The organism is Streptomyces sp. SM18 (assembly GCF_002910775.2).
GTDB lineage: Bacteria > Actinomycetota > Actinomycetes > Streptomycetales > Streptomycetaceae > Streptomyces > Streptomyces halstedii.
In genome coordinates this window covers 1,867,612-1,891,106 of sequence record NZ_CP029342.1, presented here as the reverse complement: position 1 = coordinate 1,891,106, position 23,495 = coordinate 1,867,612, and the positions used below count along the sequence as shown (strand labels likewise).

The window sequence follows — 23,495 nt, the reverse complement described above, 5'->3', positions numbered from 1 at the left end:
GCGTAGGCGGAACCGTGATGTCAGGCTGGCCCGATGATCAACGCACCCGGCTCACAGTGGGCCGAGAGACCGGTCCTCCGGCCCCAGCCAGTCGTCGGCCCCTCCCGGTCGAACCCTGTGCCCGGCTCCCCGCGCGGGGAACTGACCCCCGCCGGTCCGGCGTGTGCTTTCCCCGCGTGCCTCGGGAGGGCCGGGCATCTGCCCGGGGACCGCGCACGACGGACGGGCCGAGCCCCCCGCCCCGCACACAGCGGTTCCTGATGCGGCGTCCGGTGGGCATCGTGACCCTCTTCGCGCAGCGGGAATGGGGCCCCGTCCGGGCGGCCGTACGTTCCGGAATCGCCGGCCGGGGGCTGCGAGCGATCCCTCTGACGCTCACGGCGCTCTGCCTCATCGTGCTGTTCCAGGTGGCCCAGCAGCACAAGGGGTACTGGGGCTACGGACTCGTCCAGGACATCGGATTCGTACGGGCGGCGGACCCCTGGTGGCTCGCGCTTCTGCGCCTTCCGCTGTCGCTGTTCGTGCCGGCCGCCGATCTGCCGGTGTGGGGCGCGCTGGTCCAGGTACTCCTGGCCTTCGGGATCGCGGAGATCACGCTGGGCCGACCACGGACGCTGTTCATCGCCTACGTCTGCACGCTGGCGGGTTCCCTGTACGCCCGGCTGGGCCTCGCGATCGGTCCGGGCGGGGCGCTCGGACTCCCGGCGGACGACGCCCTGGTCGTCGACACCGGCCCGTCGGGTGCCGTCGTCGGACTCACGGTCTTCCTCTGCCTCCGCTTCCGCGCGTGGTTCACCGCCGCCTTGGTGGTCGCGGCCATGCTGGTCGAGATGGTCGTCAAACCCAACTTGGCGGGAAAGGAACACCTGGTGGCGATCGTGGTGGCGGTGGTGCTGTACCTGCCCTCGGCGCTGCGAAGAAGGTAGAACCGCGTCCCGCGCGGCGATGCGGTGGACCGGGTGAGTGCCACCGACGCCCGTTGATCCCCGGGGAGTCGATCAGCCCCAGGTGAGCGGGTCGAGGTGGAGGTAGAAGCGCAGGCGGTCGTGGTCCAGGGCGGTGCCGTACCTCTCGGCGAAGGCCAGGTCCGCGGCTTGAGCCCGCTCCTCGTCGGGCCATGTCTCGCGCGCGTTGGCGAGCAGCAGCGCCAGGTCGGCGTGGCGGTCGGCCCGTCCGAGGCGGCCCAGGTCGATGAAGCCCGACACGTCGAGGGTCTGCGGGTCGAGGATGATGTTGGGCAGGCACAGATCCCCGTGGCAGACGACCGTGTCGGCCGCTTCCTGCGCCCGTCGCCGTGAGACCTGCCGGGTGAGGCGGTCCAGCAACTCCGTGGTGGGGGTCTGCTGCTGGTCGACGGGGAGGAACTCGGGGTTGACGGCGTCACGGGCCACGACGTCCCGCGCCATGGTGACCATGGTGTCCAGGTCCCGGCGGAAGGGGCACTGGGACACCGGCGCCTCGTGCAGTCGGCGGACCGCGTCCGCGATCCGTGCCCAGGCGGTCCGCAGGTCCTCGGCGGACACCTGGTCAGCGGGTGTGCCCGGGACGGCACTTGTCACCAGACAGGCCCCGGTGTCACCGGACCGCCAGTCGAGCACGCGGGGACCAGGCACACCCTGACCGCTCAGCCAGGCCGTCCGGTCGCGCTCGGCTTCCAGGTCGGCCGCATCTGCGGCGGGCACGCACTTGGCGTACCGAGTGGCGTCCGCGCTGCGAAAGACGGTCGCTCCCGACTCACCCGCGGTGACACGCGACCAGTCACCGTCAGCCACGCCGAGCAGCGCCGGCGACATGGTCTGAGTTCTGCGGCGATCGGACATGGCGACCACCCTAAGCGGGGCCGTCGCGCCGGTGTCGTTCCCCAGGCAGGAGGGTGCGTCCCGCCGGCGTCCCAGTCCCGCGAGGACCAGACGGACAGCTTCCTCGGCTTTCTCGCGGGTGGGGTAGGCGCCTTCGTAGCGGACCTTCTCCAGCATCCGTTCGTACGCCTTTCCGTCTGGCCGCCGTCCACCCGCACCTCGCCGACCGGCTCGACGCCCTCACACCGCCCTGACACCCACTCAGCAGACCGCGACAGCAGCCCGGTCAGCCTCCGCCCGGGAGAACGGGCGGGGGCCGGAAGGGCCCTTGGGCCGCCGAAAGGACCGGCGGTTCCCGGGAGGCCCGGGTGTGCGACCGGACAGCGGCAGGGACGGCGTGGGTGTCGTCCCGCGCACGACTCGCACTGTGGCGGGCGGCCGACGTGATCCGTGCGGCCGCTCGACAGGGTCGCCGTCGGTGGGCACGTCGTCTCGTGTGTCCGCCACCCGGACCGCGTTCCGCCCGGCGCGCGACGCTTCTTCGCGACCGCGCTTGACCTGGAGTGCGCACCAGGTCGGAGCATGGTGGGCATGGACCTCACCATCACCAGCCCCCAAATCGTCCTCGGCACGATGGACTTCGGCACCCGCGTCGACGCCGACGACGCCTTCGCGATCCTCGACCGCTTCGTCGCCGGCGGGGGTGTATGGCTCGACACCGCGAACTGCTACTCCTTCTGGGCCGATTCGAGCGGCGTCGGCGGTGCCAGCGAGCGGGTCATCGGAGCGTGGCTCCGTGCCCGCCCCGGTGCGCGCGACGTGGTGCGGATCGCGACGAAGGTCCGGCAGAATCCGCTCGTCCCGCACTCCTGGCCGCAGAGCGCCGAAGGCCTTTCCGCCCGTGCCGTACAGACCGGTGTCGAGGACAGCCTGAGGCGTCTCGGAGTCGATCACGTCGATCTCCTCTGGGCCCACGCCGAGGACCGCGCCGTGCCGCTGGAGGAGACCGTCGGCGCCTTCGGGGCATTGGTCGCGAAGGGAGCGGCTCGGCAGGTCGGGGCGGCCAATCATGCCGCCTGGCGCGTCGAGCGTGCTCGGTCGCTGGCCCGGGAGCAGGGCGTCGAGCCGTGGACAGCCCTGCAGTTGCGGTACTCGTTGGTCCAGCCGCGCCCACTCACTCTCCTTACGGAGGCAGGTCATCGGCTGCTCGCCGACGAGGACTTGGACTTCGCGCGGTCGGAGGGGCTCAGCGTGTGGTCGTACACCTCGCTGATGTGGGGTTCCTATGTGCGCCGGGACAAACCGCTTCCGCCGACTTATGATCACCCCGGCAACGGCCGGGTGCTCGCGGTCCTTGAGGACGCGGCCGGAGAGCTGTCGGCCACGAGGAACCAAGTCGTCCTCGCGTGGCTGATGCGGCAGGGGATCGACCCCATCGTCGGCGCGAGCCAGGTGGAGCAGATCGAGGAGGCGCTCGCCGCATGCCATGTGCGGCTCGGTGACGAGCACCTCGCGCGCTTCGCCGAGGCGCGGTAACAGCGGTCAGGGAGGGGACCCGATGACCACGTTCCTCACTCCGGCGGCCGTTGCCGACCGGACCGGTGTCTCCCTTGACACGCTGCGCTACTACGAGCGTGAGGGGTTGATCGGCCCGATCAAACGCTCCCCCGGCGGGCACCGGCAGTACACCGAGGACGATGTCTTCTGGATCGGTCTGGTCACATGCTTTCGTGAGGCCGGCCTCGGCATCGCGGACCTGCGAGATTTCGTCGCCATTCTGCGCGCCGACCATTCCGACCAGGACCGGGTCGCCTTTCTCCGCGAGCGCCGTGCCGCCTTGGAGCAGCGCATCACGGCGCTGTCCCGGGCGGTGGAGGTCCTCGACGACAAAATCGCCTACTACAGCTGAGCGAGGCGTCGGCCGGTGCCTCGACGCGTACGACGTGTCGGGCACGACCCGCCGGAACGACACCCACCGGTCAGTGCGGGCTCCAGCGTGCGGTTCCTTGTGCAGGCTGGTTCGCTCCTCAACGACCTCTCACGTATGGAGCGCGAGGCCCTGCGTCGCCTGACGGCTGTCCCGTAACCGTGGGAGCGGGTGAGCTGATCTTGTCGTGCCTGGTGCGGCGCGGTATCGGAGTCCCCCTGGACAGCTCCTTTCGCGGGACCGGGCGTCTTCTTCGACCCGCTGCCCGACTCGTGGAAGCAAGCCGAAGGCCGTCCCCGTGCCCGCGAACGGCAGAGACCGGCACCTGAGCTGACGTACGTGCTACAGGCCCTCTGGCGGATGGCCGGCACCCACCCAGCGGTGATACGCGCTCATGTCGACGTTGCTGCCGCACACGATGGTGGCCACGTGCCGGCCGGCGAAGCGGTCACGGTCTTCGAGAACCGCCGCGACGCCGAGCGCGGCCGATGGCTCCACGACGAGGCCGGCATGGTCGAGGAGCGTGCGCATGCCGGCGATGATCGACGCCTCCCGGACCAGGACGGCGTCGTCGGCGACCTGGAGCAGATCGTCCAGGACCGCCGGGATGGGACACCGGCCGGCGACGCCGTCGGCGATGGTGTCGGCCGAGTCGGTGTTCACGACGCGCCGCTGGAGCCAGGAGTACGTCAGTGCCGGTGCCCCCAGCGGCTGGACGCAGATCATCTCGACCCCGGGCGTCAGGGCCTTCAACACATGACCCACACCGGTGGCCAGCGCTCCGCCGCCGAGCGCTACAAGGACGGCGTCGAACGACGGCGCGGAGTCCGCCAGCTCCAGACCGATGGTCCCCGCGCCCTCGCAGGTCTCGATGTCCAGGCTGTCCTCGACCAGTCGAATGCCCTCGCGCCGCGCGATGACCGTGGCCCGCTCGCGAGCCACCTCGTGGTCGCCGTCCACCAGCTCCAGCCTGGCGCCCAGTGCACGGATGCGATCAAGTTTGGCCACGGTCGCGAATCGGGACGCCACGACGGTGACGTCGAGTCCCCGGCCGCGACCGGACCAGGCCAGAGCTTGCCCCAGATTGCCCGCGCTCGCGCACACCACGGCTCGCGAACCGCTTTCGGCGAGTCGGCTCGCGACCACCTCGGTGCCCCGGGCCTTGAAGCTACGGACCGGGTTCGCTGTTTCGAGCTTGAGGCTCACCGCACACCCGAGCACGGGCTCCAGCGCTTCGCAGCGGTACAGCGGTGTGTCGAGGAATACCGGGTCGATGGTCCGGCGAGCTGCTCGGATCCGAGCGGTGTCCAGGCGCGTCTTCTGCACGGGACAGCAGCCTAAGGGCTGCCCCTCAGCCATGTGACCAGGTGCTCAGAGCTCGTATCACCATCTTGTCGCAGTGTGCTGGTGGGGCGTATCCGGTATGTCGATCCGGCCGTTCGTGAGGGTGTGGGGCGCCGGTCGACCGGGCCTGCGGGCCTTCGCCTGCTCCACCACTTCGCACGCCTCGCCGTCCGCCCGGTCTCCCCGTCGCCCAGGCGTTGTTGTGCGGGCATGTCCGGTTCCGGTTCTGCCATGACATCCGGACGCCGGAATTCAGTTCCTGTAATACGCTGCATTCCCGACAGGGGGCCGGAATTGGCCTGTGAATTAATCACGCGAGTTCATGACTGATTCACGTAGGCGGCAGTGCCGCGCGGCAGTACCGTCTTCCGGGTATCTGACAGCGAACTGGGAGGTATTTCCATGATTTCGGCCGTCAAGACCAACGTCGTCTGCGCCGTGGTGCACAACCGTGCCGTCGTTCACAACCGCGCCGTGGTGCACAACCGGGCCGTCGTGCACAACCGCTCGGTCACCAAGTGACACCGGCCCTCTGAGGCCGGCCGCCACGGCCCCGGGGCGCGTCCCGGGGCCGTGGCCCGCGCGCCAGGGACGCGCGTGCGACGCGATCACGGGACGGGATCATTCGACGGGGGATGACATGCCAGCGGACGGCACCACCTTGGAAATCGTGGATGTGGAGATCTACGACCTGGCGCAGGACATGTGCTTTCTTGTCACCCCGAACGGCGGGCAGTTCTACATTTCCGCCCCCGGCCCCGAGTTCCGTGCGTGGGCCGCACGCTGCGACGGCACCGTAACCCGTTCCGAGCTGCTGGCGGGAATGGCTCCCGAATACGCCGAAGTGGTCGACGTCCTCCAGGGCGACGGCTGTCTGCGCCCGGCCCGGCCCACCGAGGAGGCCGAACGGGCCGCGCGGACGGCGCGCACCCGGGTCCTCCTCACCGGCTCACCGATGCTCACCGGACCGCTCACCGACGCTCTGAGCACCACGGGTTACGCGTGCGTCGAGCCGGCCCCCGAGGACCTCTCCGCCCTCGACGGCCACGGCCACGACACCGTGCTCGTCGCCGCCTTCGCGCACCCCGCCTACTCCGAGCTGGCCCGCATCGACGCGGTGTGCGCCCGCATCGGCCTGCGCTGGCTGCCGCTGCGCCGCGAACGCGGCCGGGCGGTGCTCGGCCCGGCGATCACACCCGGGCGTACGGCCGACTTCGCGGACGTGCTGGACCGCCGGATCTGCGCGGCACACGACCCCAGGGTGGTCGAGGCCATGAGAGCCGCCCCGGAACCGGACCGCCCCCGCCTCCGGGGCGGCGACGCCCGCTGGATATCCGCGCAGGCCGCCGCCTGCCTGGAGCGCTGGGTGACGGGTGAGGCGGCCGTCGAGGAGACGGACCTCGACCCGCGCTACCTCGGCCGGACCAGCCGCACCGTGCTGCCGGTGCCGACCCGGCCCCGGCCCGTGGTGCGCGGTGACGCCGAGGCGGACCTGCTCGTGGACGAGCAGGTGGGCGTGGTCACCGGAGTCCAGGAGATCGCCCCGTCACCCGGCATGCCCAGCCGGCTGCGGGTGTGCGCGGTCGATGTCGCCGACATGCGGCGCGTCGCGGACTGGCCCAACGACCGGCAGGCGTTCGGCACCTCATGGACCGACTTCGACACGGCCCGCCGCAGCGCGGTCGGGGAGGCGGTCGAACGCTACTGCGGCAGCAGACTGCCGGACGACCGCCTCAGGCACGGCAGCTACGACCGGCTCCGCAGGGCCGGGGTGCCCGCCCTGGACCCGCGCCGGCTGCATCTGTACTCGCGGCGGCAGTACGGCACCGAGGGCTTCCCCTTCGCGCCGCTGACCACGGATGCCGAGTGCGCCTGGGTCGAGGGCCGTTCGTGGACGACCGACGCACCGGTGTGGGTCCCCGCCTTCCTGGTCGCCCACGGGGAGCACGATCCGGTGGCCTACTCCGACCCGTTGGTGGCCGGTGTGGCCGCCGGGGTGAGTGAGGAGCACGCCGTCACCTCCGGACTCGAAGAGGTGATCGAGCGCGACACGACCATGCTGTGGTGGGCCAACGCCGCCCGCCTTCCCCGGCTGCCGGTGCCTGACCGGATCCGCGACCTCGTCGCCGACAGCCTGGACGCCTACGCCGTCACCCTGATCCACCTGGACAACGAGTTCGGCGTCCCGGTGATCGCCGCCGCCGTACGCGACCGCGCCACCTCCTGGCTGACCCTCGGCTTCGCCACCCGGCCCGACCCCCAGGACGCCGCCGAGAAGGCGCTCGCCGAGGGATTCACCCTGCACCACACCTGCCACTACCTCGACGACGAGAAGGCGCTGACAGACGGTCAGGCGGAGCTGCCGCACCTGGACAACCTCAAGCCGCACCGCACGGACCGGCGCTACCTCGACTCCTACCGCGCGGACTTCTCCGATGTCCGCGACCTGCTGTGCCAGCAGCAGCTCCACCTCGACCCCCGTGCCGGGGAGCGGGTCGCACCCTGGATCCTGGACCTTCCCACCCGCTCCTGGGACGGGCTCCCCGCCCTCGCGGAACGGCGCCTCGCGGCCTACCGCGAACGCGTCGAGGACCGGGGCTTCGAGGTGATCAGCGTGGACCTGACGACCTGTGACGTCGAGGCGGCCGGGTTCAGCGCCGCCCACACCCTCGTACCCGGCCTCGTCTCGAACTTCCCCGCCGGGACGCCGATGTGGGGCGACGGACGGATCAGCCGGGCGGGAGTGCGACTCGGCTGGCATACACGGCCGTTGGCCGAGGAGGAGTTCAATGTCTTTCCGCTGCCCCATGCGTGAGGGGCGCCGATGACCGTCATCGAGACACTCGGCCTGCCGAACACCCGGGGGCGCGCCCCGCTGATCGTCGCGCAGGTCGTCGACGCCCTGGGCACCGGGCTCTTCCTGCCGTTCGCCGTCGTCTACTTCCACCGGGCCAAGGACATCGAGCTGACCACGGTCGGCCTGATGCTGTCGGTCGCCGCCCTCCTGTCGCTGCCGGCGGGCCCGTTGGCGGGCCCGCTGATCGACCGGATCGGACCCCGGCGGGTGGTGGTCGCGAGCAACCTGATCCGCGTACTGACCTTCGCCGGTTACGTCTTTACCGATGTGCCCTGGCAGTTGGTCGCTCTGGTCACGGTCACCATGTGGGGCGAGAGCCAGTTCCGGCCCGCGGTCGCCGCGCTGGTCGCCCAGGTGGCCGACGGCGGGCAGCGGGCCCGCTGGTACGCCATGGACCGGATGCTGCGCAACGTCGGGTTCGGCGTCGGCGGGCTGCTCGGCGGTGTGCTCGTCGGCTGGGGCGGCACCAACGGCTACACCCTCGTGGTGGTGCTCAACGCCGTGTCGTTCCTCCTGGCGGCCGGGCTCGTCGCCGCCTGGCGCCGGAGTGCCGTCCCGGTCCCCTCCGGCGGGGGCCAGGTCCCGGCCGCCGACGGCCCGACCCCGGCCGGTGACGGTCCGGACCGGCGGCGTGGCGGCTACCGTGACGTGCTCGCCGACCGCGCGTTCCTCGGATTCCTGGCCACGGTCTGGGTGTTCGCGTTGTGCGACCTCGCGCTGACCGTGCTGCTGACCGCCTATGTGATCGAGGCCCGCGGGCTGCCCGCCTGGCAGCCGGGCGCGCTGTTCGCGATCAACACCGCACTGGTGGTGCTGGCGCAGACCGCGATGGCCAAGGGGGTCGAGCGGTACCGCAGGCCCCGGGTGCTCCAGGTGGCGGCGGTCCTGTTCGTCGTCTCCTTCGCGATGTTCGCGGCGGTGCCCGGGGGGCACAGCCAGGTCGCCTTCGCCGGACTCGCCCTGGGAATGGTCGTCTTCACCGTCGCGGAGTTGCTCCAGGCACCCACCAGCAGTGCGATGATCGTCGCGATCGCCGCCGAGCATCTGCGGGGCCGTTACCTGGGGTTGGAGGAACTGATGTGGGGAGTGGCCCGGGTGATGGCACCCACGGTCTTCACCTGGCTGCTGGTGAAGGGACCGGTCCTGCCGTGGCTCATGCTCGGCCTCTGCTGCCTCTCGGCGGTCGTGGTACTGCACCGGCTCGGCCGCGTACTGCCCGCCGACGTCCAGAGGGACACCGTCCATGGCTGACCGCGCGACCGGGTTACGTCGGCCCGAGGAGTTCCGCGACATCTACCACCGGGTCTACCGCGAGGCGCCGTACCACGAGGACGCGGCGGCCGCGGACGGGTTCGCCGAGCAACTCCTCGCGCACGCGGCGCTGCCCGGCTTCTCCGTGACCTCGGTGCCCGCCACGCCCGCCGTGCCCGGTGACGGTGCGCTCGGCGGCTTCGCGTACGGGGTGCGCCGCGAGGAGGGATGGTGGCACCCACGGGCGGCCGCCCCCGCGCCGGGGTGGCTGCGGCGGCCGGTGTTCTACGTCTACGAACTGGCGGTCGTCGCCGAGTTACGGGGCCGTGGGCACGGGCGTGAGCTGCTGGACCTGCTGCTCGCCGACCGGCCCGAGCCGTATGCCGTGCTCGCCTCGTCGAACAAGGCACCGGCGCGCGAGCTGTACCGCCGCTGGGGCTGGCAGAAGGCCGGCGAACTCACCGGGCCCCCGGACGGCGTGGACCTCCTCGCCCTCCGCCTGACGCCCCGGCCGGGACCGCCCTCCGCCTGACGCCCCGCCCGTGACCGCCCGCCCGTGACCCGACGCCACGGGCGGGCGGAGGGCGCGTGGGCCCCGCACAGCGCCCGGGTGGCTCAGAGCGCCGAGATCTCGCTCAGCAGGTCGTCCAGGCCCAGTGAGCCCTGCGACAGGGCCGCCATGTGCCAGGCCTTGAGGTCGAAGTCCGCGCCGTGCCGGGCGCGGGCCGCCTCCCGCCCCTCGATCCAGACCCGCTCACCGAGCTTGTAGCCGATGGCCTGGCCCGCCATGCCCTGGTAGCGGATGATCTCGCTCTCGATGTAGTCCGCCGGACGGCTGCTGTGCCCGCTGAGGAACTCCTGCGCCAGCTCCGGTGTCCAGCGCTCACCCGGGTGGAAGGCGGAGTCCGCCGGGATCTCCAGGCCCACGTGCATCCCGATGTCGACGATGACCCGGATGGCCCGGTGCATCTGCGCGTCCAGGAAGCCCAGGCGCCGTTCGGCCGTGGTCAGGAAGCCCAGTTCGTCCATGAGGCGTTCGGCGTACAGGGCCCAGCCCTCGGCGTTGGCGCTGACGATGCCCACGGTGGTCTGGTACCGCGAGAGGCTGTCGGCGACGTGCGCCCACTGGGCCAGCTGGAGGTGATGGCCGGGCACGCCCTCGTGGTACCAGGTGGTGACGAGGTCGTAGGCCGGGAAGCGGGTCTCGCCCATCGTCGGCAGCCAGGTCCGGCCGGGCCGGGAGAAGTCCAGCGACGGTTCGGTGTAGTACGGGGCGGCGGCGCTGCCCGGCGGGGCGATGCACGACTCCACCCGGCGCACCCGCTCGGCCAGTTCGAAGTGCGTGCCGTCCAGGGTGTCGATGGCCTCGTCCATCAGCGACTGGAGCCACTGCCGGGTCTCCTCGACCCCCTCGACGGCCTCGCCGTGCTGGTCGCACCAGGCCAGCGCCTCCCAGGGGTCCTCGCTGCCCGGCAGCACCTTCCCCGCCTCGGACCGCATCTCGGCGAGCAGGCGGTGGAACTCGGCCCAGCCGTACGCGTAGGCCTCGTCCAGGTCGAGGTCCGTGCCGTTGTAGTAGCGCGCGAGGCGGCCGTAGCGTTCCCGGCCGACGACGTCCGGGGCGCCCTCCACGGCGGGGGCGTAGGTGTCCCGGAACCAGTCGCGCAGCTCCACCAGGGCACCGGTGGCCACCGCGGCGGACTCGGTGAGCCGGTCGCGCAGGCCCTCGGGCCCGGACTCGGTGAACTGCTCGAACCAGCTGCGGTCCGTACCGATCCAGTCCGTCAACTGGTCGATGACGGTCGCCACTTGGCGCGGGCCTGCCGGAAGCTTCTGCTGGAGGCCGGCGTCCAGGGAGGCCCGGTAGCCCGCCAGCGCCTCCGGCACGGCGTGCAGCCGCCGGGCGATCGCCGCCCAGTCGTCCTCGGTGTCGGCGGGGGTGATCGTGAAGACCGTGCGGACCTGGTGCAGCGGTGAGCTGAGGTTGCTGACCGTCCGCAGCCCCTCGCCCGCCTCGTGCACCGCGAGTTCGGCGGTGAGCCGCTCGCGGAGCAGCCGGGCACAGCGCCGCTCGGCGACGGCGTCCCCGCCGGGCGTGGCCTCGGCGGCGGCGAGCCGCTCCAGGGTGGTGCGGGCGAGCCGGGCCATCTCCTCCTGGCCCGCGGGCGAGAAGTCGGTGAGCCGGTCGGCGCTCTCCGGGACCCCGAGGAAGGTACCGGTGATCGGGTCCAGTTCGACGAGGGCGTCGACATAGGCGTCGGCGACCTGGCGGGGAAGTTGACTGCCGTGAGGTGCGGTGGAGTGGGACATGGAACCATCCTGGTACGGATGCGACCACGGTGTCAGCGAGAACGCCCCGTACACCTCGTACTTCCCGTGCTCCCCGTACCCCCGTGCGCGGTCTTCGCCGTACGGTCCGCCGTCAGCTGCGGCGGAAGAACTCGACCTCCCCCAGGGCGATGGGCTGTTCGCCGACCGGGCCGGCCGCGTCCCGCAGGATCAGCCGGACCGAGACCACGTCGCTGATGCCCATCCGGAATTCCTGGCGTCCTGGCCTGTCGTCGAAGGTCAGCGTCCGGGTGTCCACGTCGCCGTCCGCCGTGGTGACCCGGAGTTCGGCCCGGGTGGGGCGTGCGGTACGCCGGAACACCTTGGGCTCCTTCGAGGCGCCGGTGTGCACCACGACACCCACGAGCCGGAACGGGTCGTGGAAGGTGCACGTCAGCGAGGCGTCGAGCGCGGGCGTGCCCCAGTACGTGTTGGTGATCCCGTCCGTGGCCGCCGTCGCCGGGTGGCCGGGTGCCTCGGCGCTGGCGGTGACGTCGGCCGTGCCGACCGCCGCCGTGCCGCCGAGCTTGTCCCGTACGTCCTCGACGACGTACCGGCCGGCCGGGACCAGCAGGAAGCCCGCCACGAGCAGCCCGGCCACAACCAGCAGCAGGAGGGTCCGCCGCAGCCACCGGCCGTCCGAGCCGTTCCCCACCCGGCGCCGTAGCGGCCATATCGTGCGCCACCACGGCAGGGCGGCCACCGGGGCGGTGGTACGGAGCCGGGCGGCACAGCGGCGGCAGAACTGCCGGTCCGGCCGGTTCGGTGTGCCGCAGGCCGGGCACGGCGGGCCGTCCGGGGTCTCCTCCACCGTGACCGGCCGCACGACGGGGCGCTGGGCCACCGGCTTCGCAGGCTGGACGGGCAGGACCGGGGCGGGCTCGGGGGCGGGGGTGGGTACGGCTGCGGGGACGGTTTCGGGGGCGGGGGTGCCGCCGGGACCCGTTTCCGCGCTGGTCCCGGTCCTGGCCCCGCTGCTGGTTCCGGTCCTGGGGCCGTGGGCCTCCGGGGGTACGGCGGGGGGCGTGGGAGGGGCGGTCGGTGCGGGAGCGGGAGCGGGCCCGGGAGCGGGAGCGGCGGGGGCAGAAGCCGACCCGCCCGGTCCCGGCCCGCTCGGACCCGGCCCCCCGGACCCGGCCCCATCGGACCCCGTCCCATCGGCCCCCGCCCCAGCCTCCGGCTGCCCGTCGGCCCCCGCCCCGCCCGCCGGCTCCCGCGACCAGCCCAGGTACGACCCGCAGTTCCCGCAGAAGTCGTCGTTGTCCCCGTTCGCCGACCCGCACGCCGGACATGAGCGCATGGTTTCAGGCCTCTCTCTGGTCGTCGGGTGGGCCGGGCAGTACCTCGACCCGGCAGGTGAGATGGACCGGGCACGACGCCCTGACCACGTCCAGGACCTGCGCCTCGTCCACCTCGGCCGTGCGCACCGGCCAGACCCGGACCAGGAGTTCGCCGGGCGGCGGCCCGGTCAGCTCGGTGTTCGCCACGGACGACCAGGCGGCGCCTCCGCCGTCCTCGACGGAGGCGTGCACGCCGAAGCAGAGCCAGAGGCGTTCGGCCAGGCCCCGGCGGGTGCCGCGCCCGCGGTGCAGTTCGACCGCGCGGACGACGACGGCCCGCCGCAGCTCCTCCGGCCAGGCCTCGGCGACGTCCACCCCGACCCAGGACGACAGCCACGGAAGGAAGTCACCTGGTGTCAGGGCCGGGTCGAAGTAGGCGGGGAGGTTGTCCAGGGTGGACAGCACCGGGGCGAGGACGGTGTCCAGCCCCGCGGTGAACCGTTGCGCCAGGTCGTCGTCCGCGTAGATCGCGGGCAGCAGTTCCCCGATCGGGTAGCGGGTCGGCAGGCCGGGAACGGCGGACCTGGTCATGAGAGGCCGTCCGGTTCGGCCGCGGTGACGACCACCTGGTGCTGGTAGGAGAAGACCAGCGCGTTGCGCGCCACGTCGATCCGGTCGACCGGCGCCCCGCGCCGGCCGGTGACCGGGTCGGCCGGGAACAGCCGTACCTCCTCGACCAGTTGGGCCCCCTCCACCCGCTGGAGTACGGCGAACACCTCGCCGTACTGCACGGGCCTGCCGAACGGCCAGCCGGTGCCGTCCCCGCCGCCGCGCAGCGGGTCGAGGTACCGGAACAGCGCGGTCTGCGCGTCCTCGCGCACCCGGTCCACCTCGCCGGGCGCCGCCACCAGCCGGGCGACCACCGTGACGCCCTGGTACGCCGGCGGCTCCACCACCAGCCGGGTGCCGACCAGCCGGCGTTCGTCCAGCCGTCCGGCGATCGCCGAGAGCACCTGGTCGGAGGGGATCAACTGCTCGAACCGCAGCCGGTCGCCCTCGTCCGGGACCGCGTCGGGCACCACCAGGACGCGGACCGCGCCCGGTTCGGCGGGCACGGCGGGCAGGCACCGCACCCGGCGTACCGAGGGGGCGGCCTGGGCCGCGATGATCTCGTAGTCCTCGGCGGTGACCGCCCGCTCCTGGACCCGTAGCACCTGCGGCGCCCGCAGCTTGGCGTTCTCCACGCTCTCGCCGTCCACCCCGCCGCGGGCCGCCTCCCGGTTCTCGACCCCGGCGACGTACGGCACGGAGCTGCGCAGCACGGAGATCGCGCCCCGGGCGACGTTGCCGGCCGCCCCGCCGCCCGTACGGTAGCGGGGGACCCGCAGTTGGGCGCCCTTGCCCGGGACCGCCCCGTAGGCGCGCATCGTGCCGTCCGCCTCGCGGACGGCGGGCGGGAACGCGAACTCGCCGGAGGTGGCGTCGATCCGTACGTGCCGGTCGCCGGGCGAGGAGGCGCCGAAGTGCTCGACCGCCGTCCAGGTCTGCCAGCCGTCGGCGGAGGACACCTCCACCACCGGCGGGTCGCCGTCCAGCAGCAGCGGCGGGCGGCTCAGCACGAACCGCTGCCCCGCCACCCCCGCCGACACACCGAGCGGCGTGTCGTGGACCACCTCGGCGTGCTCGACGGCCGTGGTGCCGCCGACCGTGAAGACCTCCGCCTCACGGACGGTCGGGGACTCCGAGTAGAAGGGCTGTCCGGCGGCCGGGTCCACGACGCGGCAGCGCAGCCATCCCGCCCGGTGGCCGGCGACCACCGAGGCGGTGTGCGCGCCCGGCACGAACACGGTCACCTCACCGGGCCGGTTCAGCCCGCCCGTGGTGTCGGTACCGGTCTCGCACAGCGTCCAGCGGGCCCCGTCCCACGCCTCCCACACCAGCGGAGGCTGCCGCGGGTCCACGCCCACCCCCTCGACCCTGCTGTCCAGCCGTACGGCGACGATGCAGCGCGGTACGGCGGTGGGCAGCCCGAACAGCACCGCGTCCCCGGGGGCCGGCCGCGGCTGGAAGCACGGGATGTCCGCCCCGGAGGCGAGCTGCCCCGTCCGGTCGCTCTGGCCGCCGGACGCGGGCGCGGTCACCAGCCGGACCAGGGCGCTCGGCACGATCGGCAGGTCCTCGACGGTGGAGAAGACGACCGACTCCCGCGTCTCGCCGCCGGCGGTGGCCACCTCGGTGCCCGCCGCCAGACGCACCGTCTCGGTCTGCGGCGCGGAGAGCCAGAAGTCGACGTCGGCCCGCGCCGCGGACGGCGGGAACAGGGTGACCCCGATCAGGTCGAGGAACGCCGCGTAGTTCTTCTCCGGCACCCGGTTCAGCCGGTACAGCAACTGGTCGACCATGTACGCGAAGGTCTCGATGAGGGTGACCCCGGGGTCCGAGACGTTGTGGTCGGTCCACTCCGGCGACCGCTGCTGGACGTACCGCTTCGCTTCGTCCACCAACTGCTGGAAGCGCCGGTCGTCCAGATGGGGTGAGGGAAGTGCCATCAGCCTACTCCTGCGTCCTCGGAGCCCTCCGAGGACGGGATCGTGTAGAAGGGGAAGACGAGGTTGCGGAGGTCGTTGGTGGAGCGCACGGTGTACCGCACATCGATGTAGAGGGTGCCTTCGTCGACCGTGTCGAAGGCGATCACCACGTCGGTCACCTCGATACGCGGTTCCCAGCGCTCCAGCGCGGTCCGCGTCTCGTGCGCGATCCGCCCGGCCGTGGCGCCGTCGCCGGGCGCGAAGACGTAGTCGTGGATACCGCAGCCGAACTCCGGGCGCATCGGACGCTCACCCGGCGCGGTGCCGAGCACCAGCCGGATCGCCTCTTCGATCTCCCGGTCGCGCTCGACCATGGCGATGCCGCCGGTCGGCCCCACCCGCAGCGGGAAGCCCCAGCCCCGTCCGATGAAGTGCCCGCTCACAACGGGCCCCCGATCAGCACGTTCGGCGCGCCGGTCAGGATGGCCGCCCCGCAGGTGGTGGTGTCGCGCACGCGGGCGGCGGGCAGCCCGCCGATCAGCACCACACCGGTCAGCGCGGCGGCCGGATTCGGCATGACGACGTTGCCCGGCCCCAGCGCCGCGTGCGGCGGCACCACGCAGACGTGCAGGCTGCCGGTGACGGCCGCCGGCCGGCCGCCGATCAGCACACTGGCGACGGCGAGCGCGGCACCCGGCGGCGGAGTGCCGAGGGTTCCGCCGTGGACGGTGGTGTCGCCCATGCGGGCCGCGGCTGGCATCGTCGCTCCTCCTTGGTTCGGTACGGGTCCATATCGGGCACCACACAGGTCAGTTGATACGGATGAGCTTGGCTTTCAGGACGGCCAGCAGACCGCCGCTCACGGTGACGTCCGCCGTGCCGTTGACCTTCACCGAGCGGCCGTTGATGGTCACGTCCCCGGTGCCCGCGTCGAGGGTGATGCCGGTGGGGGAGAGGGTCACGGAGCTCGACGGGCGTGTGCCGCCGGGCCCGTACACCGTCAGCTCGATCCGGTCCCGCCGCTCGTCCAGCATCACCTCCAGCCGCTTGTCGCCGCTGGCCAGCCGGACACCGGACGGCCCGCGCGGGGCGTCCAGCAGCTCCAGGCGGTTGCCCGAACGCGACACCAGGGAACGGCGGTTGACCTTCCCGCTGGCCGCGTCCACCAGCGGGACGTCGTGCGCCGAGGGCTTGTCCACCCCGTTGTAGAGGCCGCCCAGCACGTACGGGCTGTCCAGCAGCCCCTGCTCGAAGCCGACCAGCACCTCGTCGTTGACCTCGGGGCTGAAGACCCCGCCGCCGCCCTGGCCGCCCCACTGCACCGTACGGACCCAGTCGGTCACGTACGCGTCGTCGAGCCACGGGAAGGTCAGCCGCACCCAGCCACGCTCGGAGCCGTCCTCACGCACGTCGGTGACGACACCGATCGCCAGGCCCGGCAGGCGCGGGCCACGGGCCGGGGCGTTGCCCCCGGTCGCCAGACCGGCCAGCGAACGGTCGGAGGCCGCGCTGACCAGGACCGTCGTACGGTAGCCGCCGTCCGGCTCCAGCACATGGTGCGCCGCCGTCGCCGTGTAGCGCCCGGAGAACGCCGCACCGGCGGTGGCCAGCACCAGCGGCTCCCCCGCCCGGAGTTTGGGGTCGCCCTTCGCGACGGCCTCGATCTCGCCGAAACCGGCACTCACCGCAGCCGCCGCGGCGCCCGCCACGGCCGCGGTCTCCGCCTGCGTGCGGTACGGGGTGTCCGCGACGGTCGTCCGGGCCGACGAGCCGAACGCCTTCCCGACCACCGAGGGACTCAGCCCCGGTACCACGGTCGTACTCCGCACCGACGGCTCCCTGGCCACCAGCGGCTTCTTCGTCGTGACGTTCCAGCCGCGCACCTCGACGTCGTCCGCGCCCTCCGCACCGGTCAGCACGGCCCGCAGCACCAGCAGGTTGTCCCCGCGGACCAGCTCGACCGGGCTGCCGCCGGAGGCGGGCTCGGGCTTGACGAACTCCAGCAGCCCCTTGTCGTCCAGCCGCACCCGTGCGCCGCTCTCCGCGGCGAGCTGCTGGAGGAACTCCCAGTCCGAGACGTTGGCCTGGGTGAGCTGCTGGTGCGTGATCGGCGGGGCCTCGACACGGCCGCAGGCCAGACCGGCTCCCGCCGCCACCCGGCGCACGATGTCGGCGGTCCGCATGTCGCGGAACGCCCGTACCCTACGGCCGCGTTGGAGCCGGTGCGCCTTCGACGAGGCCCGGATCACGGTGAACGTGCCGGTGGAGTCGCTGTCCAGCTCGACCGCCGTCACCTCGCCGGTGAACAGCCGCTCCCGCGCACGGTCCTCCACCGTCACCACCGAGACGTTCAGCGGCGTGCCGAGGGTGATCCCGGTGGCGGTGAGCAGCTCGTAGTTCGGGTCGCGGTAGGTGAGCAGGGCGATGTCCGGCAGGTTCACGTTCTCGTCGACCACACAGCTCACCAACTGGGCCACCCACACGGGCGGCAGCTCGCCGGGCGCCTCGACGATCGGGTCGGCCGCGAACGACCTGGCTCCGGTGATCATCCGAACTCCTTGGCTGCCGGCTCGTCCGTGGCGGGCACGACCAGTTCCGTACCGGGGGTGAGCGTCATGGGGTCGTCGATGTCGTTGGCCTCGGCGATCACGCGCCACCGGGTGGCGTCGCCGTACTCCCGCCAGGCCAGCAGGGCCAGACTGTCGCCCGCCACCACCCGGTGCGTACGGCGTGCCTCACGCGAGCCCGAGGTGGGGTTCTGGCCCGCCGGATCGACGCTGGCCTCCTCGATGGACAGGGAGCACGTGGCGCGCAACGGCTTGCCGTCGACGTCGAACAGCGTGTACGAGACCGAGAGGTTGGACATCACCCCGTCGAACGACGTCGTCCTCGACGTACCCCAGTCGAACCGGACCCACGGGCTCGCGGGCGTCTTGCTCGCCAGACTGCTGGGCGTCGGCACGCACGCGGTCATCAGCTGCTCCACCGCCTGCTCCACCGAGTTGTCATGGGTGGCCGTCGCGTCGAGGAAGACCTCCAGGGACAGCGAACGCGGCCCGCTGCCGACGAATTCGGGCAGGGCGGACTGTCCGGCCATCCGTGACGGGGTGCGCCGCCACTCGGTGCTCTTGCTCAGCGACAGGGTGGCGGGGTTGAACTGCAACGTGAGCTGGGCGAGGCTGCCGCCCGGCCGGGCCCCGACCGTCGCGGGCGGTTCCATGATGGTCAGCTGCGCGCGGGCCCTGCTGCTGCGGGCGAGGGGGGACATGCGGTTCCTCCTTCCGGGAGCGGTCCGGTGGCTCTGTGTGCGGTGGGTCTGGGGCGGGTGCGTCGGGGGAGGGTGCATCGGGGACGGGTCTGTCAGGACGGGCTCAGCCCCTCGTGCGCGATCTCCAGGGTCTCGACGGCCGCCTGGGAGTTCGCCGGATCGAACGACGGACCCTGCCACCGGACCGGCACGATCCCCTGCACCTGCCAGCTGATGATCGGGCTGAGGTCCGGTCTGAGCGCGACGATCTCGCCGTCCTTGGGCTCGACGCGCTGGATGATCTCGTTCAGCCAGCGTGCGATCTTGGTCGTGTCCGCGGTGACCGGGCGGGTCAGCGTGATGTTGGTCCAGGTGATGCGTCCCGGCAGTTGCCAGGCGAAGCCGTTGTTGCCGCCCTCGGCGTACTGCTCCATCTCCACCTCGGCCCCGAGACCCGAGCAGGTGTGGAAGGCCCCCAGGTCGGTGCCTCCGATGACGAGCCGGAAGAACACGCTCGTCGCGAAGATGTTGTCCGTCATCCGCTTCTCTCCCTATGCCGTTCCGTGCGGGCCGCGGTCAGCGCCGGCCGTCGTACAGCCGCCCGGTGCGTTCCAGGCCGCGGCGCATGTCGGCGCGCAGCAGCCGGCTCACCGGTTCGAGCAGTTTGCGGGCGAGTTCCTCCATGTCCGGGCCGGGGGCCGGTGGTGCGGACGTCCGCGCCTCCTGGGCCGGCCGGCCCCTGGCCGGTGCGGCCGGGGGCCTGGCGGGGACGGCGGTCACGGGAACCCCGCCGATCCCGGCGTCGGAGACCGCGCGCTGGAGGGCCGCCCGCGATGCCGCACCGGTGGCGGCCGACACCCGGGGAGGCGGCGGGACGGGATCCGGGTAGGCGGCCCCGGCAGCCTGGGCCGGTGCGCGGGGGGTGGCCGCCCGGACGGCGGGGAGCGGAGCTGAGGCGGGAGCCGTCGAGGGCCCGGCAGCGGTCGGCCGGGCGGGTCCGTCGGTCACCGGCATCGGGAGCCGCTGGACCGGCACGACGGGCCCCGCGCCGCCGGAGGGAGACGGCGGATGAGGACGTACGACGGGGACGGGGGAGCCCGTCCCGCCCGGTGCGGCTCCTGCGGGGGCCGGTGGGACCGCAGGGGGCAGGGGAGGCCGTGCGGCCGCCGGGGAGCCGTACGCCTGCCGGACTGACGGGACCCGCTCCGCGCGGACGGAGCCCCGGGCGTCCGCCCTTCCCGTGCGGCCGGCCACCGGTTCCCCGCCGGAAGTGGCGGGCGCGGCGGGCGCGTTGACGGGGGTCGGCGTGGTCGTACGGGCGCGCTGGACGCGCCGGAGCAGCCCGGTCCTGGCGGGTGCCGGGGGCGCGGCGGTGCGCGGCGGGTCGTTCCGTCCGGCGCCCCGCGTCCGGCGCTCGTCCGGGGCGGTTCGCCGGTTCGGCGGGGGAGTCTTCGGTGGCGTTCTCGACGGTGGTGTCCTCTGCGGGGGCGTCGAGGAGGACCCGGGATTGGGTGACGGCTGGGGTGCCGGGGAGCCTGCCGCGGGTGCGGGCGGGGTGTCGCGCCGCCAGGAGGGCGTGACGACCGGGCGGGAGGCTCCGGGGGGCGCGGGTAGTGCGGAGAATCCCTCGCCCGCCCCGGTGCTGACGCTCAGCGGCCGGTCCGCGAGCAGCGACCGCGAGCGCTGGACGACGGTGGGCAGCGGAGCGCGGCCGGGGTCGGCCAGGGAACTGCCGAGGGCCGGTGCCGTCGTCGCCCCGGCCACGGCGGCGGGGCCGCTGCCGTCGCGCCGGTTCCGGGCGGAGGCGTCCGGAGTACGCGGGCCGGGGGCCCGGTGCGCTCCGGTCCCGGTCCGGGCGGCCGGGCCTGGACCGGCGGGGTGCTCGTCGGCGCCGGGGAGCCGAACTCCGGGCGTTGTGGCACCGGTTGGGCCCGCCTGGGCAGCCCGCTGTACGGCGGCGGGCGCCCCGGCGGACGGGGAGGACCCGGACGCCCCGTCGGGCGTGCGCACCGGCATGGCGACGGTCTCACCGGGGCGGGACGGCCCGGACGCGGGGCTCGTGCCCGGTCCGTCCGGCGCCCCCGGATCCACCCCGGGCGCGGGGCCCGTCCGGCGCCGCACCGGGCGTCCGGCGCCGAGCAGCGGGGCCGGTGCCGGGGCGGCGGAGGCGGGACCCGCCGGAGGTGCGGTCCGGGCGGCGGCGGGGGGCCTGGGGCCGGTCGCGGGGGCGGCCGTGGGCGGCAGCGCCGCCAACGGGGCGCCGATGCCCCCGTGTTGCCGCGATCGGTCGGCGGGCGTACGGGGTGACCGGGGGCTCGCCGAGCTTCCGGAAGGGGTGCCCTCGGCGTCCGTACGTCCCTTGTCGGGGCCTGTACGTCCGGTGCGGGCGGCGGGTGGGGTCGGTGACGAGGGGCCCGGCTGCGGGCGTGCGGAGCCCTGTCGCGCCGCCGGGGCAGGAGAGGCACCCGCAGTGGGGGCCGGGGCCGGAGAGGCGGAAGGGTTGGAGGGCACCGAGCGTTGCAGGACCGGCAGGCCCGCCGCGTCCCGCCCCGGCGCACCGGAGCCGCCCGCCGCCCGGTCTCCCGGGGCCATGGGCACGGCTTCGGGAGGCAGTTGGCGCAAGGGCGCGCCCAGCGCCGGCCGGACCGCCTCGGATCGCGGAGCGGTACGGCCCTGGGCGGTGTCGGTGTCGGCGCTCCGCCGGACACCGCCGCCCTCCGGTCCGCCCTGAGGCGCGGGCGACGAGGCGTCCCGTGGTCGGGTGGGCGACGAGGAGCCCCGGCGGCTGTCACCGGACGTGCGGGGCGCGTCGCCGGTGTTCCCGGAGACCGGTGCGGAGTCCTGGGCGGCCGGTTCCGGGCGGGTCGCCGGGGCGGCCGCCCTGATCCGGTCCACCGCCGCCGGGACCGCCGACACCTGACGTACGGCCATCACCGGGCGCCGCGCCACGACCAGGGACGGGCGGCTCGGGTGCGGGCGCACGGCGGCCGGCCGGGTGCGCGGCAGCGACCCAGGGGTGCGTGGTCCCTGACCGGCTTCCGGGCCGCCGGTGACTGCCCCGGCCGCTGCCCGCCCGGTGTCCGCGTCGGCCTCGGGCCGGGTGCGTGAGGCTGCCACAGGGACGCGCGAGGCGGTTCCCCGGCCGGCTTCCGCGCCCCGGCTTCCCTGCCCGGACGCCGTCCGCCGGACCGTCGCCGGACCGGCCTCCGGAGGGGCTTCCGGCCGGGCTCCGGACACCGGGGCACCACCGGGCCGGCCCGGTGCGGGCGGCGTGGGCGTACCGGGCCGGGCCGTCTCCGTATGCCCTGTCCCGTCCGCCCGCCGCGCGGACCGCGCCGGGCTCTTCCGTACGGCCGGCACCGCCGGGCCCGCGGCGGGCGGTGCCGCCCCGGCCTCCGGCTCCGGGGCCACCGCGCGCAGCAGCAGCGGGCCGCCCCGGGACGTCGCGGGGGCCGGGGCGGCCGGACGGGCCACCCCGTGGATCAGCCCGACCGGCGCGGACGGCAGCACCGCGTGGCCGAGTTCGCCGCCGAACGCGGGGTTCTGCCAGGCCGCCAGCCCCGAACGGAACCGGAGCCCGTCGCTGACCCCGATCGACGACCGTGCCACGGTCACCGTGGGCGGCGCGACCCGCTGCCAGCCGCCGTCCCAGTCCGCGCCCCGGGCGTCGTCGCCCGCGCCGACGGTACCCGGGACGGCCTCCGCGGGCCCGCCGGAGCCGCCGGGAGCCTCCGGCGGGACGGGTGCCGCCCTGCGGCGCTCCTCCCGCCGGAACCAGGCACCGAAGCCCATACGATCAACCACCTTCGTTGGCACGGGTGTTGATCCGCGCGATCTCCCTCACCCACTGCTGGCGTTCGCCATGGGTGAGGTCGAGGATGTCTTCGAGCTGCCAGTGGAAGTGGTAGGCGACGTACGCGATCTCCTCCCGCAGCCGGGGAAGCGCGTACGTCACGATTCCCCCAGGCGCCCACCGGAGAGGTCCACCTCGAACGAGCCGTGGCACAGCGGACAGGTCACCGCGGCGTGCGTGTGCCCCTCGCTGTTGATCCGCCGGTAGAAGTCCTGGAGGAACGCCACGTCCGTGGCGTACATCCGCTCCACCACCCCGGCGTGCACATCGGTGACGGTGCCGAGCTGGGTGATCACCTGGCTCAGCAGCACCACGCTCAGATACGCCGGGTTCTCCTTGACCCGCAGGTCGATCTGCGGACGCAGCTCGTCCCGCGCGGTCGCCAGCCGCATCGTGCCCCGCCGGTGCACCGTGCCCTCGTCGTCCACGTAACCGCGCGGGAGCTCGAACTCGAACTCGGTGCGCAGCTCCTGACGGTTTTGCGCCGGGGCCGGCGCGGACGCCTGGTCCGCGGGCGCGGCGGGAGCCGTGGCGTCGAGGATCTCGTCCAGGCCGCCCGCCGTGACCGTCCGTCGCCTCATTCGACCACGATCTCCTCGAAGGTGATGGTCACGGACTCGGTGGCGGCACTGGACTCGCCCGCCTTCAGCGAGGGGCCCTCCCACTTGCTGGCCCACCCCTGCATCAGCTGGATGCGCCGGACCGTGTCGCCCGTCGAGTCCTTGATCTCGATCGTGAGGTTCTGCCGCGCGGTGTCGACGGCCCCGTTGTTCAGGGTCTCCTTGATCCACGTGGTGAACTCGCTGCTCTTGTCGAGCCCGCGGGTGATCGTGACCTCGCCGGCCTGACGCGCGCCCGGCTGCTTGCGGATGATCTGCTTGCCCTCCGCGGTCACCTGGCGGACCTCGACGACCTCCTCCTCGACGGTCATCCCGCTGATCTCCTGGATGGACTCGACGAGGTAGCCGCCCAGTTGGACGCCGAAGACATGGGTGGAAAGAGCGTCGCCCTCTGCCATGATTCTCTGTCACCTTTTCTGTTCGAAGGCCGTGGATCCGAAGGCTGTTGAAAGGCCGGGGTA

At 73.4% G+C, this 23,495-nt stretch carries 21 protein-coding genes and 1 pseudogene; 6 read left to right on the top strand and 16 right to left on the bottom strand.

Translation table 11 applies throughout. The features are described 5' to 3' along the window. Positions 1-260: 260 nt before the first annotated feature. Positions 261-926: a hypothetical protein gene (locus B9S64_RS08390; RefSeq protein ID WP_103491681.1), complete on the top strand. Its 666-nt coding sequence runs from the start codon at positions 261-263 to the stop codon at positions 924-926. Between the two features lie 72 nt (positions 927-998). On the opposite strand, the gene B9S64_RS08385 is transcribed toward B9S64_RS08390, so the two are convergent. Both B9S64_RS08385 and B9S64_RS34740 read right to left on the bottom strand, forming a co-directional pair. Further along, on the bottom strand, positions 999-1,820 hold the full coding sequence (locus B9S64_RS08385; RefSeq protein ID WP_103491685.1) for an APH(3'') family aminoglycoside O-phosphotransferase: 822 nt from the start codon (positions 1,818-1,820) through the stop codon (positions 999-1,001). A 63-nt stretch (positions 1,821-1,883) separates the two neighbouring features. Then, positions 1,884-1,976, bottom strand: a pseudogene (locus B9S64_RS34740) (DUF2267 domain-containing protein); the annotation flags it as partial. A 414-nt stretch (positions 1,977-2,390) separates the two neighbouring features. Between B9S64_RS34740 and B9S64_RS08380 the strand changes: the two are divergent. Beyond that, entirely contained in the window at positions 2,391-3,335 is a 945-nt protein-coding gene (locus tag B9S64_RS08380) for an aldo/keto reductase (RefSeq protein WP_103491684.1), read from the top strand. A 22-nt stretch (positions 3,336-3,357) separates the two neighbouring features. Next, entirely contained in the window at positions 3,358-3,708 is a 351-nt protein-coding gene (locus tag B9S64_RS08375; protein ID WP_103491680.1) for a MerR family transcriptional regulator, read from the top strand. 360 nt (positions 3,709-4,068) lie between these two features. On the opposite strand, the gene B9S64_RS08370 is transcribed toward B9S64_RS08375, so the two are convergent. Further along, positions 4,069-5,052 carry a threonine/serine dehydratase gene (locus B9S64_RS08370; protein ID WP_103491679.1) on the bottom strand — a complete coding sequence of 328 codons (984 nt, stop codon included), beginning with the start codon at positions 5,050-5,052 and terminating at the stop codon, positions 4,069-4,071. A 658-nt stretch (positions 5,053-5,710) separates the two neighbouring features. Between B9S64_RS08370 and B9S64_RS08365 the strand changes: the two genes are divergently transcribed. From B9S64_RS08365 to B9S64_RS08355, 3 genes are read left to right on the top strand one after another with little or no spacing between them, the layout of a single operon-like run. Continuing rightward, the gene (locus B9S64_RS08365; RefSeq protein WP_103491678.1) at positions 5,711-7,885 is read left to right on the top strand and encodes a YcaO-like family protein; all 2,175 of its coding nucleotides are present in this window, start codon (positions 5,711-5,713) and stop codon (positions 7,883-7,885) included. A gap of 9 nt (positions 7,886-7,894) precedes the next feature. Next, positions 7,895-9,178, top strand: coding sequence for an MFS transporter (locus B9S64_RS08360; RefSeq protein ID WP_103491677.1), 1,284 nt, complete (start codon positions 7,895-7,897; stop codon positions 9,176-9,178). Continuing rightward, entirely contained in the window at positions 9,171-9,710 is a 540-nt protein-coding gene (locus B9S64_RS08355; protein WP_103491676.1) for a GNAT family N-acetyltransferase, read from the top strand. The genes B9S64_RS08360 and B9S64_RS08355 overlap by 8 nt, the downstream gene beginning before the upstream one ends. An 83-nt stretch (positions 9,711-9,793) precedes the next feature. Here the strand turns inward: B9S64_RS08355 and B9S64_RS08350 are convergent, their stop codons facing one another. The 13 genes from B9S64_RS08350 to B9S64_RS08295 all read right to left on the bottom strand — a co-directional run bounded on the left by B9S64_RS08350 (position 9,794) and on the right by B9S64_RS08295 (position 23,432). Further along, a complete protein-coding gene (locus B9S64_RS08350) occupies positions 9,794-11,488 on the bottom strand; it encodes a DUF885 domain-containing protein (protein WP_103491675.1) in 1,695 nt (564 codons plus the stop codon). A gap of 112 nt (positions 11,489-11,600) precedes the next feature. Beyond that, positions 11,601-12,350: a zinc ribbon domain-containing protein gene (locus B9S64_RS35390; protein WP_103491683.1), complete on the bottom strand. Its 750-nt coding sequence runs from the start codon at positions 12,348-12,350 to the stop codon at positions 11,601-11,603. Between the two features lie 460 nt (positions 12,351-12,810). Then, complete coding sequence (locus tag B9S64_RS08340; protein ID WP_103489206.1) at positions 12,811-13,377, bottom strand: phage tail protein; 567 nt, start codon at positions 13,375-13,377, stop codon at positions 12,811-12,813. Next, positions 13,374-15,335 carry a putative baseplate assembly protein gene (locus B9S64_RS08335; protein WP_103489207.1) on the bottom strand — a complete coding sequence of 654 codons (1,962 nt, stop codon included), beginning with the start codon at positions 15,333-15,335 and terminating at the stop codon, positions 13,374-13,376. Before B9S64_RS08335 ends, B9S64_RS08340 begins: the two co-directional genes overlap by 4 nt. Beyond that, positions 15,335-15,757 (bottom strand): GPW/gp25 family protein, encoded by a 423-nt coding sequence (locus B9S64_RS08330; RefSeq protein WP_103489208.1) that lies wholly within the window; start codon positions 15,755-15,757, stop codon positions 15,335-15,337. Before B9S64_RS08330 ends, B9S64_RS08335 begins: the two co-directional genes overlap by 1 nt. Then, positions 15,754-16,074, bottom strand: a complete 321-nt coding sequence (locus B9S64_RS08325; protein WP_093527618.1) for a PAAR domain-containing protein — start codon at positions 16,072-16,074, stop codon at positions 15,754-15,756. Before B9S64_RS08325 ends, B9S64_RS08330 begins: the two co-directional genes overlap by 4 nt. A gap of 49 nt (positions 16,075-16,123) precedes the next feature. Continuing rightward, positions 16,124-17,863: a VgrG-related protein gene (locus tag B9S64_RS08320; protein WP_103489209.1), complete on the bottom strand. Its 1,740-nt coding sequence runs from the start codon at positions 17,861-17,863 to the stop codon at positions 16,124-16,126. Beyond that, on the bottom strand, positions 17,860-18,582 hold the full coding sequence (locus B9S64_RS08315) for a LysM peptidoglycan-binding domain-containing protein (RefSeq protein ID WP_103489210.1): 723 nt from the start codon (positions 18,580-18,582) through the stop codon (positions 17,860-17,862). Before B9S64_RS08315 ends, B9S64_RS08320 begins: the two co-directional genes overlap by 4 nt. A 92-nt stretch (positions 18,583-18,674) precedes the next feature. Beyond that, the gene (locus B9S64_RS08310) at positions 18,675-19,100 is read right to left on the bottom strand and encodes a phage tail protein (protein ID WP_028439978.1); all 426 of its coding nucleotides are present in this window, start codon (positions 19,098-19,100) and stop codon (positions 18,675-18,677) included. 37 nt (positions 19,101-19,137) lie between these two features. Beyond that, positions 19,138-22,353, bottom strand: coding sequence for a hypothetical protein (locus tag B9S64_RS34360; protein WP_109492011.1), 3,216 nt, complete (start codon positions 22,351-22,353; stop codon positions 19,138-19,140). A gap of 4 nt (positions 22,354-22,357) precedes the next feature. Next, entirely contained in the window at positions 22,358-22,516 is a 159-nt protein-coding gene (locus B9S64_RS34355; RefSeq protein WP_176723930.1) for a DUF6760 family protein, read from the bottom strand. After that, positions 22,513-22,995: a hypothetical protein gene (locus B9S64_RS08300; protein WP_103491065.1), complete on the bottom strand. Its 483-nt coding sequence runs from the start codon at positions 22,993-22,995 to the stop codon at positions 22,513-22,515. Before B9S64_RS08300 ends, B9S64_RS34355 begins: the two co-directional genes overlap by 4 nt. Next, a complete protein-coding gene (locus B9S64_RS08295; protein WP_028439982.1) occupies positions 22,992-23,432 on the bottom strand; it encodes a phage tail protein in 441 nt (146 codons plus the stop codon). Before B9S64_RS08295 ends, B9S64_RS08300 begins: the two co-directional genes overlap by 4 nt. Between the last annotated feature and the right edge of the window lie 63 nt (positions 23,433-23,495).

Coding starts and splice junctions, on each gene's coding strand:
- B9S64_RS08350 (WP_103491675.1), bottom strand. CDS start 11,488: ATGTCCCACTCCACCGCACCTCACGGCAGTCAACTTCCCCGCCAGGTC.
- B9S64_RS08390 (WP_103491681.1), top strand. CDS start 261: ATGCGGCGTCCGGTGGGCATCGTGACCCTCTTCGCGCAGCGGGAATGG.
- B9S64_RS08315 (WP_103489210.1), bottom strand. CDS start 18,582: ATGTCCCCCCTCGCCCGCAGCAGCAGGGCCCGCGCGCAGCTGACCATC.
- B9S64_RS08375 (WP_103491680.1), top strand. CDS start 3,358: ATGACCACGTTCCTCACTCCGGCGGCCGTTGCCGACCGGACCGGTGTC.
- B9S64_RS08335 (WP_103489207.1), bottom strand. CDS start 15,335: ATGGCACTTCCCTCACCCCATCTGGACGACCGGCGCTTCCAGCAGTTG.
- B9S64_RS08360 (WP_103491677.1), top strand. CDS start 7,895: ATGACCGTCATCGAGACACTCGGCCTGCCGAACACCCGGGGGCGCGCC.
- B9S64_RS08320 (WP_103489209.1), bottom strand. CDS start 17,863: ATGATCACCGGAGCCAGGTCGTTCGCGGCCGACCCGATCGTCGAGGCG.
- B9S64_RS08365 (WP_103491678.1), top strand. CDS start 5,711: ATGCCAGCGGACGGCACCACCTTGGAAATCGTGGATGTGGAGATCTAC.
- B9S64_RS08300 (WP_103491065.1), bottom strand. CDS start 22,995: ATGAGGCGACGGACGGTCACGGCGGGCGGCCTGGACGAGATCCTCGAC.
- B9S64_RS08355 (WP_103491676.1), top strand. CDS start 9,171: ATGGCTGACCGCGCGACCGGGTTACGTCGGCCCGAGGAGTTCCGCGAC.
- B9S64_RS08295 (WP_028439982.1), bottom strand. CDS start 23,432: ATGGCAGAGGGCGACGCTCTTTCCACCCATGTCTTCGGCGTCCAACTG.
- B9S64_RS08310 (WP_028439978.1), bottom strand. CDS start 19,100: ATGACGGACAACATCTTCGCGACGAGCGTGTTCTTCCGGCTCGTCATC.
- B9S64_RS08340 (WP_103489206.1), bottom strand. CDS start 13,377: ATGACCAGGTCCGCCGTTCCCGGCCTGCCGACCCGCTACCCGATCGGG.
- B9S64_RS34360 (WP_109492011.1), bottom strand. CDS start 22,353: ATGGGCTTCGGTGCCTGGTTCCGGCGGGAGGAGCGCCGCAGGGCGGCA.
- B9S64_RS08385 (WP_103491685.1), bottom strand. CDS start 1,820: ATGTCCGATCGCCGCAGAACTCAGACCATGTCGCCGGCGCTGCTCGGC.
- B9S64_RS08325 (WP_093527618.1), bottom strand. CDS start 16,074: ATGCCAGCCGCGGCCCGCATGGGCGACACCACCGTCCACGGCGGAACC.
- B9S64_RS08380 (WP_103491684.1), top strand. CDS start 2,391: ATGGACCTCACCATCACCAGCCCCCAAATCGTCCTCGGCACGATGGAC.